The following is a 13,022-nucleotide window of genomic DNA, read 5'->3' as shown; positions in this document are numbered from 1 at the left end:
TTGGTAAAGATGGTGTAATAACCAGTGTATCCGGTAAAAAGAGTTTAAGGTTACCACCGATGTATTTATCTTCAGTATATAATAACACATTTTTGCTACTTTGAATTTTATTTTTTATTTGTTTCGATAATTGCTCAAATGGGTACGAAGCTCTTGAAGGTTTACCACGAAGATCTATCGTGTATGGTTTAATAAGAACTACAAGAGCAACCACAATAGATGCAAGAATAGATAAATAAATAAAGGTATTGACTTGTTTATCTATCTGCAAGATCTTTACATGTAAAAATAAAAAAAGTGGAACCAAAAATAGATAAGGCTGAAGCCATCGTTCCTTGACATGCGTTGACCCACTTATTAAAATGATCACAAACAAAAAGAGAAAAACAATGATCATATATAGCAGTAAAGATTTTGAATAATCATTTAAAGAAATAGAAAACTTTTTTCTGAATAGAATAATAAATGCTATCCAAAATGGTGTTAAAAAAGCTATTGTAGATACAATTAAACTAAAATTACCCTTGAAAAAGTTAATGATATTATTTTGAGTGTCTCCTGCACTCATACGCTCAATAGTTCGATTTGTTGCTATCTCTAAGTGAGAGATAAACCATAAGAAATGAGGCAGGACCATTAGGAGGGTAATTCCTATGGAGAAGATTAATCTTCTTTCATAAAACCGTGAACGAAATTCTTTGATGACAAGAGAAATAATGATAAGTGCTACGACTACCAATAGGAAATTGTATTTTGCATTTAAACCTACGCCTATGGCGACTCCAAACATTATGAAGTCTAATAAAGAAGATTCCTCCTGCGCGATCTTGAAAAAATAATAGATAGAAATTGCAGTTGCTGTAGTTAAAAGTACGGTATGGGTTTGGTCAACCTGGGCACCCCATACTAATTGAGGTATAAGCATCAATGATATGGCACTCAATGAAGCTTTAAGCTTACTATTCATCAACAGCATTCCTAGCTTATAAACAAAAAGATATGTTAAAAAAAGTAACCCGTTTTTGAGTAAACTCAATCCAAATATACTGGTTCCAAATAGCTTAAAAACACCCATTTGAAGCCATGTATATAGAGGTGGCTGCTCGTTATATCCCAAAGCAAAATATTGACTTAGCATAATTTGCTCAGATTCATCAAGAACAGCTATATTTGTCGTGAATAGGCGAATAATAATTTGTAAAATAAAATATGAAAAGATAAATATGGAAAATTTTTGAGTTACAAAATTAGTAAAATATGGCATGTTATCTGTCCCCAAAGGCTATTTTTTTAGTTTGATAATTATATATAAATATTATGCCTATGACAACAATTTTAGCAAAGATGGGATTTTGCTCAAAAAAACTTAACATAATCAAGAGATAAATGATAAATCCACCAAGAATAATACCTCCAATTGAGAAAATTAGAGATAAAAGAAATGATGTCTTAAGTTCTCTAGTTGCATTAAATACCCATTTTCTTTGTAGTATGAAATTAATAATCATACCACAAGTTGCACTGATAAAGTGTGACAAGACAGGGGATATGATAGTAACTAAAAATAGATAAATCAAAAAATCTGCAGCAGTCGCAACTAATGAAGTAGAAAAAAATTTAACTATTTTCAATATTCATCTTTTCGATAGAATAACTTTTTTTCTTTTGCCTTTCTTTATTGTGAACTATCAATTCGGCAATCATACCGAGGATAAAAATTTGTATGCCAGACCCTAAAAGAAAAATTGAAATTAAAAAGATAGGACTGGAACCAATAGATTCACCAAAGATCCATCTACCAAAAAACAGATATGAAAATAATGCAAGTCCAACACCAAAGAAAATAGAACCAATTCCACCAAAAAGATGCATAGGACGATTTATATAATTAGTAATGAATATTACTGTAAGAAGATCAAAGAAACCTCTTGCATAACGCTCCCACCCAAATTTTGAAATACCATGTTTTCGCTCATGATGATGTACTGGTATCTCTTGAACTTTAAAACCTTTTTTAAATGCAAGAAATGGTACAAAACGATGTAACTCACCATATAGATTAACTTCATTCAAGACAGTTTTTCTATAGCATTTAAAGCCACAATTATAATCTTTAAGTTCTAATCCACTCATTTTTGAAGTGATAGCATTAAAGACTTTAGATGGAATAGTTTTTTCTTTTGGATCATTTCTATTCTCTTTCCATCCTGTTACTAGATCATATCCATCTTCAATCTCTTTCAAAAATCGAGGTATCTCCATCGGATCATCTTGTAAATCAGCATCCATTGTAAACACTATGTCGTATTTTACATGCTCGAAACCGGCATTTAGAGCAGCTGATTTTCCAAAATTCTTACGAAAGGTAATAGATTTTATATTATTGTTTTCCAACGATAAATCATCTATCACTTTTTGACTATTATCTGTACTTCCATCATTGACAAAAAGTATTTCAAACTGCACATTAAGTTCTACTACGGCAGTTTTGATCTTACTTACTAATTCATCTAATGATTCTTCTTCGTTGTAAACGGGTATGACTATTGAAAACATTAATATCTACTCAATATTTAGGTCATCACATGCTTGCGCAATGATATGACCTATAAGTATATGAATCTCTTGAATCCTTGGTGTGTCATCACTAGGGACAACTAAATTAATATCACAAAATTCATTCATCATCCCACCACCTCTACCACTGAGTCCTATAGTTTTGCAGCCCATGTTTCTTGCAAGGTTCAAGGCATTTAAAACATTCTTACTATTTCCACTGGTTGAGATCCCGATGAGTAAATCTCCTTTCCTTGCAAGTGCTTCTACTTGTCTATCAAAAATTCTATCGAATCCATAATCATTTCCAACTGCAGTTAAAAGGGAAGTGTCAGTGGTAAGAGCGATGCCAGGTAAGCCTTTTCTCTCACTTTTATATCTCCCGGCAAGTTCTGCAGCTATATGCTGAGCATCTGCTGCAGATCCTCCATTCCCACATAAAAGAATTTTATTGCCATTTTTCAATGTTTCATGTGTTAATTCTAATGCTTCTGAAATAGGTAATACCATAGTATTTATAGTATCTTCTATGGTTTTTTTATGTGCATTCAATTCTGCTTTTATCATCTCTAACATATGCTTCCTTGTGAAATTTTTTTTATGATACTACTTGTACTTTTACCATCTACAAACTCTATAAGCTGTACCTCATCGGCTATATCGGATCCAACAACTTCCTTACCTTTATAATCCGCACCTTTGACTAAAATATGTGGTTTTATAATTTTAATAAGTTCATAAGGTGTATCCTCATAAAAGTGGACAACAAAATCGATACTTTCAAGTGCTGCAAGAAGATAAGCCCTGTCTTCAAGATTGTTAATAGGCCGATCTTCCCCTTTGAGTCTTTTAATGGATTCATCGCTGTTGACACCAACAATGAGTATATCTCCCTGATCTTTTGCTTTTTGTAGATAAGTGGCATGCCCTCTATGTAATATATCAAAACAACCATTGGTAAAGATAATTTTACGTTTTTGTGTTTTAAGACGTGTTACTATACGTTCAATAGCCTTGAAATCTTTGATCTTACTTTCTATTTGACCTTTATTTAATGAGTGTTCATACTCTTCAATCTCATTGAGTGTAACTGTGGCACTACCGACTTTTGCAACAACCACTGCCGCTGCTTTATTTGCAAATTCACATGCTTCATGAATATTTAAATTTGATGCTATGGCTACACCTAATGATGCAAGTACAGTATCTCCTGCGCCTGTCACATCAAATACTTCTCTTGCAATGGTGGGTATAATATTCATATTGTCATCAAAAATGGCGATACCATCTTCACTAAGAGTGATGATGGCATATTCTAATGCTATTTCATTTTTAAGTTTTACACCTGCTTGAAGAAGAGAAGCATCATCTATGATATCTATCTTTGTGGCAAGACTGGCTTCTTTTTTATTTGGAGTGAGTAATGTAGCGCCTTTGTATTTACTGTAATCACTTCCTTTAGGATCGACTAAGACCGGTTTGTTATGTGCATTAGCAAGTTGAATAATATCTTGAGTCAGATTAGTAGTTAAAACACCTTTTCCATAATCTGAAAGTAAAATTGCATCATAGGAAAAAATATTTTTAGAAAGGGATTCTAGTAGTTTACTTTGAGCACTTAGTGAGATATCATCTTTACTTTCATCATCAAAACGTATGATCTGTTGGTTAGATGCGATTATCCTGCTTTTTTTGCTTGTGATCCTATGATCTTGTTTTATTATAGTCTCACAAGTAGCATTTACACTGTTTAATAAACCCTCGACATACGCTGCATTATCATCATTCCCCAATACTGTATAAACAGATACAGATGCATCCAATGATATAAGATTGTTGATCACATTTCCTGCGCCACCAAGAACAGAGCTCTCTTTCTTGACCTCTACTACCTGTACAGGAGCTTCTGGGGAAATACGTTCACATTGTCCCCAAATATAATGATCTATCATAAGATCACCGATCACCGCAATGTGAGGTTTTTTATCTCTGATCTTATCCATGAGACACTTCACTACTGTAAATAGATTTTATTTCAGGTATATATGCTTTGATACCTTCTTCAAGTTCAAATCTAGGTTGGTAACCGAGTAGTTCTTGTGTAGTTAAGATGTCTGCTTCTGTATGAAACTGATATCGGCCGATATAAGGGTTTGGGATATACTCTGAACCAAGGTCAAGACCTAATTCTTTTTGAAGTATGTTGCAGATATCTTGAAATGAACGTGCTTTTCCTGTACCTACATTAAAGATACCGCTCTTTTTTGGGTGCATTGCTTGAACATTGGCTTGAATGACATCTTCAATATAAATAAAATCTCTTAAAATTTTATCTGACCCTTCAAACAGTTTAGGTGTATTTCCTGCTAAGAGTTGATGTCCAAATTGTATGACTGTTGAAGCAGTTTTATTTTTGAAAAATTCTCTCGGACCGTAAACATTAAAATATCTAAGTCCTACGATAGATATTTTATTTTGAGTTTTCATATACTCTTTTGCGATATTGTCCATCATAAGCTTAGAAAAACCATAGGCATTATTAGGTGCCTCCGTCCCAAGCTTTTGAGGGCTTGGAGCATCGCCATAGGTTGCAGCCGATGAAGCATAGATCATATTAGCACCATGCTTCACTGCTAGATCAAGGAGATCTTTAAAGGCATTGACATTTGTTTTGATCATAAGGTCTTGCTCTAGTACGGTGGTATCTGAAATAGCAGCTTCGTGAAAAATATAATCAAAGTTATAGTCATTCTCTAGTTTTTGAATGGCTTTTTGATCATTGATGTTACCACTGACAACTTCACCTTTAAAGCCAAGTAGGTTTTTAAAATGACCAAAACTTTTTAAGTTACCATTGGAAAAAGTTTCGCCACTTCTGAATAAGTCAAAAACCACGATTTTAGCATTCGGATAGTTTTCCTGAAAATGGAAAGCAAGATTTGCACCAATAAAACCTGCCCCACCTGTAATTAAAATTGTTTTGTTGTTTAGATCCATCTCTGTGTATTTCATGATTTATACCCTACTTGTTAACATTATAATATTTTACCTTGATTTTCTTGTAGATACTCTAGACATTCAGGGATTGTCTTAAAATGTAATGTAGCATTTTGAATGCCATCATCTCCAATGGCAATGCTATTTGAGATATGTCCATTATGTGCTAAGTCTATATCACTTTGTTTATCGCCTATCATCCAAGAATGTGCAAGGTCAATGGAGTACTGGGAAGTGGCTTGTTCTATCATACCGGTATTTGGTTTTCGGCATTGGCAGTTTGCATTAGGCAGGTGAGGACAATAATAGACTTTTTCAATTTTTACATCGTTTTGTTTGAATGTTTCGATCATCCATTCTGTAAGAACATTAAAATCTTCCTCTTTGTAATACCCTCTGGAGATACCTGATTGATTGGTTATTACAAAAAGTGTATATCCTGAAGATTGAAAGAGAGAAGCGAGTTCAAATATACCTTCTGTAAATTGAAAATCTTTTATAGCGTGAACATAGCCATGATCAACATTAATAATTCCATCTCTATCAAGGAAAAGAGCTTTATGTACAAACATTTTTGTTACCTTACGTTTAGGTCTGATTGAAGTGTGAAGAATGATCATTAGGAATAAACATCTTTTATATTGTTGTTTATTGTATCAAATAAGTGATTTATAGAGGGTTAGCACATCTGTTTAGTATAAATATTATAACTCCATCAGAAAATATATAAATTGAGTATATTCACTTTTTGAAGATACTATATCGTTAATATTTACAAGGATAAAAGTGAAATTTAGAACAACACCTACTCTTATTTCCTATTTTTAGATCTGGTAAAACGTTCTATACCATTTGGCAAAGCTGTTAACACCATCCTGAATGGAAGTATCGGGTTTATAATCAAAGTCATCAATGAGACCACTTACATCAGCATAGGTTGATTTGACATCCCCAGGTTGCATAGGAAGATATTCTTTTTCTGCTTCTTTCTCTAAGGCATTCTCCAACGCTTTGATAAAGTCCATTAACTGTACAGGCGCATTGTTACCGATATTATAGATTTGATAGAGATCTTTTTCATTAGGGTTATCGATCACTTTTATACACCCATCTACAATATCATCGATATAGGTAAAATCTCTACTCATATCACCGTTATTAAAGATCTTGATAGCTCTGTCATTGAGGATAGCATCGGCAAAAAGCATAGGTGCCATGTCTGGTCTACCCCATGGACCGTACACAGTGAAAAATCTAAGGCCGGTTGTCGAGATACCAAATAAATGTGAATAGGTGTGTGCCATAAGTTCATTTGATTTTTTGGTAGCGGCATAAATAGAGATAGGCTTGTCGACTTGATCACTTGTTTTAAAAGGTTGTTCTTTATTGAGTCCATAGACAGAAGAACTGGAAGCATAAGAGAGGTTTTTGATACCATTCTCTCTACATCCCTCAAGGATATTCATAAAGCCTTGTATATTACTTTCGATGTAAGCATGAGGGTTCTCTAGACTATATCGTACTCCTGCCTGTGCAGCAAGGCTACAAACAGCATCAAACTTCTCTCTTTTAAACAAGGCATTCATTTGATCTTTATTTGCTAAGTCTAATTTGATAAAAGTGTGTTTTGGAAAAGTGCTGGAAACCAAAGGTTGATTTTCTTCTATTTTGGTATGATCGATACCTAGTTCTTTTAGTCTTCCGTACTTCAAGTTCACATCATAGTAGTCATTGATATTGTCTATACCAACGACTTCATCTCCACGCTCAAGAAGTTTTTTTGCCAAATGATAACCGATAAAACCGGCTGTTCCTGTTACTAATATCTTCATGTCTTACCTTTTAATCACTACCAAAGAGGTCTCTGGTATAGACTTTTTCTTCAACATCTTTTAAATTATCTGATAATCTGTTAGCTACGATCACATCTGACATGGATTTAAACTCTTCTAAGTCTCTAATCACTTTTGAATTAAAAAATGCATCTTCCTGTAATACAGGCTCGTAGATCACTACATTGATACCTTTTGCTTTGATACGTTTCATAATACCTTGAATCGATGATGACCTAAAGTTATCTGAACCACTTTTCATGGTCAAACGATATATACCTACAGTGGAGGGATTCTTTTTAAGGATAGAGTCTGCTATAAAATCTTTTCTCATACTGTTGGCATCTACAATGGCACCAATGAGACTGTTTGGTACATCCTTATAGTTTGCCCGTAATTGCTTGGTATCTTTAGGTAAACAGTATCCGCCATAACCAAATGAAGGGTTATTGTAATGCATACCTATCCTAGGATCCAGTCCAACACCTTCTATAATTTGTTTGCTGTCCAGGTGATGTGTCTCTGCATAAGAGTCAAGTTCATTAAAATAGGCTACTCTCATGGCCAGAAAAGTATTTGAAAACAGTTTCACTGCTTCTGCTTCGGTAGAGCCTGTAAAGAGGATATCAATATCTTTTTTGATGGCTCCTTCTGCTAAAAGGTTTGCAAAGATTTTAGCACGTTCACTTTTTTCACCTACGATGATACGAGATGGATAAAGGTTATCATGCAGGGCTTTCCCTTCTCTAAGAAACTCAGGTGAGAAGATAATATTCTTACAGTTCAGTTTTTCGCTTATACTTTTTGTATAACCAACAGGAATCGTTGATTTGATGATCATGACAGCATCAGGATTTATCTTAGATACATCGTTGATCACTAATTCGACTAAGTCTGTATTAAAGTAATTGGTTTGAGGATCATAATCGGTAGGAGTAGCGATAATCACAAAATCAGCATCTTTGTAGGCTTCATTTTTATCCAGAGTAGCTTTAAAATTTAGAGGCTTGTTTTTTAAATACGCTTCTATCTCTACATCTTCTATAGGAGAAATTTTATTGTTTAGCATCTCCACTTTTTCTGGGATGACATCCAGGGCTATGACTTCATTATTTTGAGCCAATAAAATTCCGTTTGAAAGTCCAACATACCCTGTACCTGCGATGGCTATTTTGTAACTCATGAGCTTATTTTCCTTTTATGGTAGTCGAAGTGATTTGTCTCGTTAACAAACCTTTTCGTGGAACCACAATGAAGAACGGGTTCCTGCAATTTTTTAAATTATAGCTAAAGGCTCGTTAACGAAGCATTAGATTATAGTAGGCTTTTTGCCTGCAGAATAAGTGCATTGACTTTTAACTCATATAATTTTGATAACGCTTCATCGGTAGATTCAAATCGTGTGACAAGTACAGGCGTGGTGTTACTTGCTCTAACCAGTCCCCATCCTTTTTCAAAGTTAATACGCACACCGTCCACATCAATGATATTTAGGATTTTAGGGAAGTCCGCCGGTGGGTTTTGAAGAAGTTCTTTGACTTTATCAATGATAGCGAATTTCTCTTCTTCTGTGGTCTCTACTTTGATCTCTTCTGTAGAAAAAACGTTTGGAAGTGCATCGATCTCTTTATCTATATCAATACCATCATGAATGAGTTCCAACATTCTAAGCGTGGCATAAATGGCATCATCATAACCAAAATAACGGTGCTTAAAGAAGATGTGTCCACTGACTTCACATGCCAGGTCTGCACCGGTTTCCTTCATTTTTACTTTCAAATTTGAGTGACCCGTTTTATACATAATGGCTGTTGCCCCACGACGTTCGAGTTCATCGTACATGACCTGTGAGCATTTAACTTCACCGATCACCGTAGGATTCTCCATCTTCATGGCATAGAGCAGTGCCATTTGGTCCCCTTTGATGTTGTACTTATGTGTCAGTACAGCGATGCGGTCAGCATCTCCATCGTAAGCAAAAGCGATGTCTCCATCTTTAGCTAAAGCTGCTTTGACATCTAGAAGGTTTTTTTCTACAGAGGGGTCAGGATGGTGGTTCGGAAAAGTACCATCTGGTTCAAGATAGAGACCTGTATACTTAAAATTCAAAGCATCAAAGATGTCTGTTATGACAGTGTCTGCAACACCATTACCACCGTCTATCACAATTTTCTGAGGGAAGTTTTTAAGGTGATCAAACTCTTTGACCATGAAATTGATATAAGGGGTTTTTACATCTATATTTGTTTTTGTCGTATTATCTTCAATGATAAGATCTTGATGTGCAACGATCTCATCACCTAGAGCATAGATATCTGCACCAAAGAAGGGACTTTTATCAACGGTCATTTTAAAACCGTTGTATTCGCTGGGATTGTGTGAACCTGTGATCATAATGGAAGCATCTGTGGTCATCCCATCAAAATCAATATAGTTGCTATAGTAGTTTACAGGAGTCGCTACCATACCCATATCTAATACTTTACATCCAGCAGCATTGAGTCCGGAGGTGAGGTAGTCTCTTAAGATGGGAGAGTGGGAACGTGCATCATAACCGATGGAAACAACTTTATCTCCACCAATTTTTTGACCCAGGTAATAGCCTATGAGTTTAACTGATGTTTCATTGAGTTCTTTCTCAAAGATCCCGCGTATATCATACTCCCTAAAGATGCTTTTTTCTATCGTCTCTGACATTATTTCTCTTCCTTGTATCCATTGGGATTATTTGATTGCCATTTCCAGCTGTCTTCACACATTTCGTTGATGCTTCGTGTCGCTTCCCAGTCCAATACTTCTTTGGCATATGTAGGGTCTGCAAAACATTTTGCAATATCCCCCGCTCTTCTTGGAGCGATTTGATAAGGCACTTTTTTACCTGATGCCTTTTCAAAAGCTTTGACCATATCAAGTACGGAGTAACCATTCCCTGTCCCAAGGTTTATGGTCATCACTTCGTTGAAACTGTTGATTTTATTGAGAGCTTTGACATGTCCATCTGCCAGATCCATCACATGGATGTAGTCTCTAACACCTGTACCGTCATGCGTGTTATAGTCATTGCCCAAGACATTCAGGTATTCACGTTTACCTACAGCAGTCTGTGCGATAAAAGGCATAAGGTTGTTGGGGATGCCATGAGGATCTTCCCCTATAGTGCCTGAAGCATGTGCACCTACAGGGTTAAAGTATCGGAGTAAGACTATTTTCCATGTATTGTCTGAAATGTAAAGGTCTCGTAACATTTCTTCTATGAAGAGTTTACTTCGTCCATACGGATTGGTAGTAGAGAGGGGAAAATGTTCTTTTATAGGTGTGGTATGGGGGTCTCCATAGACAGTAGCCGAGGAACTAAATACAATGGATCTACAATTATGTTCTGCCATAATTTCACAAAGGACGATGGTGCCATATATGTTATTGTCATAGTATTTGAGAGGTTCTGCTACGGACTCTCCAACTGCTTTTAATCCGGCAAAGTGAATGACTGCATCTATCTTATAGCTATTAAAGACAGAATGCAGATCATTCCTATTCCGTATATCGCCCTCTATCAGGATGATCTCTTTACCTACAATCTTTTCTACTCTTTTGATGCTCTCTTTTGATGCATTGGAAAAGTTATCAAAAACGATGACATCATATCCGGCTTCGATAAGAAGGATACATGTATGAGATCCTATGTACCCGGCACCACCGGTGACTAAAATATGCATAAAAAGATCCTTTTAATTTAAGTGTGAAAGTATAACACTAAAAACTAAGTTTCATTCCACCATAAAAGCTGTTATTGAATGTTTTATCATGGTGATCATACTCTGTGTCTATATTACGATAGCCTGTATAGAGATGGATATTTGTGATGATTTCCATATCTGCTTCCATTCTAAACTCAGTATAGCTTTCTCCATCACTAAAAGTGAGTACAGAAGGTGCGTAAGCCAAGCTTGTAGAGAGGGAAGTAGTAGGGATACTGTAATTTAAGGGGAGCATATATCTCGCTTTTGCAAAGAGAGGCAGAGCAACAAAGTCATCGGCAAAAACGGATTTTACACCAAATCCGAGTGCAAGTCCTTCTATCCCCTGAAAAGTACTTTCTCCACTGATGCCTACTGTTACCAAGTCATCATCATCTGTGTGAAGGTAAGAAGCATCTATAAGGTATGAAGTACTGTCTGAATAATACGTGAAAGCATTGAGGTCTATAGACGCAAGCACTTCCAGGTCTTCATCGTTAATATTAAGTCCGACATTACTTTGGGCATGAAGCATCCCTAGAGAGAAAATAGAGGTTAAAAAGAGTTTTTTGAAGTACATAGCAAACCTTTAATATTTATTCATATAATAATATCATAATTTCCTTGATTCTTCTTAGTCTGCAGGTCTATAGTTTCTTTCTTTCTCCAGTTTTTCTTGTTTCATCTTCTCTTTATGTGCTTTTTTATATGCTTTTTTCTTTTCTTGCATCATAACGGCATCCTGCAAGTCTTCTTCATTGTCGTGGCGCACAGCATCTATGAATTTACTGTGGTCGTCAAATTGACCTGTCCTCACTGCCCAAAGTAGAGCTATAAGACCTATGGCACCTAAAAATGTAGATACGCCTATCATCAATATAACAATATTTTCATTCATTTTTTATCCTTAAATTTTAAGCGTTTGATACGCATGGAATTTCCTACCACTACCAATGAACTTAAACTCATAGAGAGTGCTGCAACAAGAGGATTTACAAATCCCATCATTGCCAGTGGAACAGCTACGACATTATACAATAATGAAAAACCTAAATTTTCTTTGACTGCTCCAAAGGTTCTACGTGAGAGTTTATAGGATTCGTAAATACTCTCAGGTTTTTCATCTAAAAGTACAATATCACTTACACCAATGGCTACATCTGCACCATTACCCATGGCTATAGAAATGTCTGAAGAAGCAAGGGCAATAGCATCATTGATACCATCTCCGACCATCACAACAACATGTCCTTCTTGATGAAACTTATCTATCATGCCTGATTTTTCTTGGGGGAGAAGTTTTGCATAGACTTCATCTACCCCGACCTGCGCTGCCACTTTTTGTGCACTCTGCTCATGGTCTCCTGTAAGCATCACTACTTTAACCCCTAAATTTTTGATGTTCTGTATGGCTTGTGCTGCACCTTCTCTAATGGTATCAGTCAGTTCAAAACGTGCAACAAGCGTATTATTCACAGTAAAGAAGAAAAGTGCATTTTCTGAATCTGTATCAGCTGCTATATTTGAAGAGCGAAGCAGTTCCTCATTACCCCCAAGGAGTTGTTGGTCTTGATAACTGGCTTTTACCCCTTTTGCTTCGATACTGCTGATCTCTTCAAGTGTAAGTGCTTCCAATATGTCATGCTTGTCTTCAAGATATACTTTGATTCCTTTTGAGATAGGATGGTTGGATGTGCTCACAAGTGAATAGAGTAATGAAGGATCAAAGTCCTCAAAAAAGTCTGCTTTTACTACAGAAGGTTTACCTTCAGTGATGGTACCTGTTTTGTCTAAGGCAAGTATGTCACTTTTTGCCATAGTCTCAAGAAAAGAGGCTTCTTTAAAAAGAATTCCTCTTTTTGCTGCAAGACTGATACCTACAAGGGTTGCCATAGGTGTG

General features: G+C 35.7%; 14 protein-coding genes. All 14 read right to left on the bottom strand.

What is annotated here, in order from left to right; all coding sequences use genetic code 11:
- Positions 1-1,075 (bottom strand): ArnT family glycosyltransferase (locus ABYK33_RS08680; RefSeq protein WP_373032743.1); only part of this gene is annotated, 1,075 nt, incomplete at its 3' end.
- A 190-nt stretch (positions 1,076-1,265) separates the two neighbouring features.
- Positions 1,266-1,631 (bottom strand): GtrA family protein, encoded by a 366-nt coding sequence (locus ABYK33_RS08675; RefSeq protein WP_373032742.1) that lies wholly within the window; start codon positions 1,629-1,631, stop codon positions 1,266-1,268.
- Positions 1,618-2,556 carry a glycosyltransferase family 2 protein gene (locus ABYK33_RS08670; RefSeq protein WP_373032741.1) on the bottom strand — a complete coding sequence of 313 codons (939 nt, stop codon included), beginning with the start codon at positions 2,554-2,556 and terminating at the stop codon, positions 1,618-1,620. The genes ABYK33_RS08675 and ABYK33_RS08670 overlap by 14 nt, the downstream gene beginning before the upstream one ends.
- Positions 2,557-2,562: 6 nt before the next feature.
- Positions 2,563-3,132 carry a D-sedoheptulose 7-phosphate isomerase gene (gene gmhA, locus ABYK33_RS08665; protein WP_373032740.1) on the bottom strand — a complete coding sequence of 190 codons (570 nt, stop codon included), beginning with the start codon at positions 3,130-3,132 and terminating at the stop codon, positions 2,563-2,565.
- The gene (gene rfaE1 / locus ABYK33_RS08660; protein ID WP_373032739.1) at positions 3,126-4,559 is read right to left on the bottom strand and encodes a D-glycero-beta-D-manno-heptose-7-phosphate kinase; all 1,434 of its coding nucleotides are present in this window, start codon (positions 4,557-4,559) and stop codon (positions 3,126-3,128) included. The genes gmhA and rfaE1 overlap by 7 nt, the downstream gene beginning before the upstream one ends.
- Positions 4,552-5,568, bottom strand: coding sequence for an ADP-glyceromanno-heptose 6-epimerase (gene rfaD, locus ABYK33_RS08655; RefSeq protein WP_373032737.1), 1,017 nt, complete (start codon positions 5,566-5,568; stop codon positions 4,552-4,554). The genes rfaE1 and rfaD overlap by 8 nt, the downstream gene beginning before the upstream one ends.
- Positions 5,569-5,591: 23 nt before the next feature.
- Positions 5,592-6,125: a D-glycero-beta-D-manno-heptose 1,7-bisphosphate 7-phosphatase gene (gmhB, locus tag ABYK33_RS08650; RefSeq protein WP_373032736.1), complete on the bottom strand. Its 534-nt coding sequence runs from the start codon at positions 6,123-6,125 to the stop codon at positions 5,592-5,594.
- 252 nt (positions 6,126-6,377) lie between these two features.
- Positions 6,378-7,385, bottom strand: a complete 1,008-nt coding sequence (locus ABYK33_RS08645) for an NAD-dependent epimerase (RefSeq protein ID WP_373032734.1) — start codon at positions 7,383-7,385, stop codon at positions 6,378-6,380.
- Positions 7,386-7,395: 10 nt separating this feature from the next.
- Positions 7,396-8,568 (bottom strand): nucleotide sugar dehydrogenase, encoded by a 1,173-nt coding sequence (locus ABYK33_RS08640; protein ID WP_373032733.1) that lies wholly within the window; start codon positions 8,566-8,568, stop codon positions 7,396-7,398.
- Positions 8,569-8,699: 131 nt separating this feature from the next.
- Positions 8,700-10,082: a phosphomannomutase/phosphoglucomutase gene (locus tag ABYK33_RS08635; protein ID WP_373032731.1), complete on the bottom strand. Its 1,383-nt coding sequence runs from the start codon at positions 10,080-10,082 to the stop codon at positions 8,700-8,702.
- The gene (gene galE, locus ABYK33_RS08630; protein WP_373032730.1) at positions 10,082-11,101 is read right to left on the bottom strand and encodes a UDP-glucose 4-epimerase GalE; all 1,020 of its coding nucleotides are present in this window, start codon (positions 11,099-11,101) and stop codon (positions 10,082-10,084) included. The genes ABYK33_RS08635 and galE overlap by 1 nt, the downstream gene beginning before the upstream one ends.
- 37 nt (positions 11,102-11,138) lie before the next feature.
- On the bottom strand, positions 11,139-11,702 hold the full coding sequence (locus tag ABYK33_RS08625; protein ID WP_373032729.1) for a YfaZ family outer membrane protein: 564 nt from the start codon (positions 11,700-11,702) through the stop codon (positions 11,139-11,141).
- A gap of 54 nt (positions 11,703-11,756) precedes the next feature.
- On the bottom strand, positions 11,757-12,020 hold the full coding sequence (gene ccoS / locus ABYK33_RS08620; RefSeq protein ID WP_373032728.1) for a cbb3-type cytochrome oxidase assembly protein CcoS: 264 nt from the start codon (positions 12,018-12,020) through the stop codon (positions 11,757-11,759).
- Positions 12,017-13,022 (bottom strand): heavy metal translocating P-type ATPase (locus ABYK33_RS08615; RefSeq protein ID WP_373032727.1); only part of this gene is annotated, 1,006 nt, incomplete at its 5' end. The genes ABYK33_RS08615 and ccoS, both read right to left, overlap by 4 nt.

The sequence above is a fragment of the Sulfurovum sp. genome (assembly GCF_041562805.1).
Lineage (GTDB): Bacteria > Campylobacterota > Campylobacteria > Campylobacterales > Sulfurovaceae > Sulfurovum.
The sequence above is the reverse complement of the archived record's forward strand: the minus strand, read 5'-3'. Positions and strand labels throughout refer to the sequence as shown.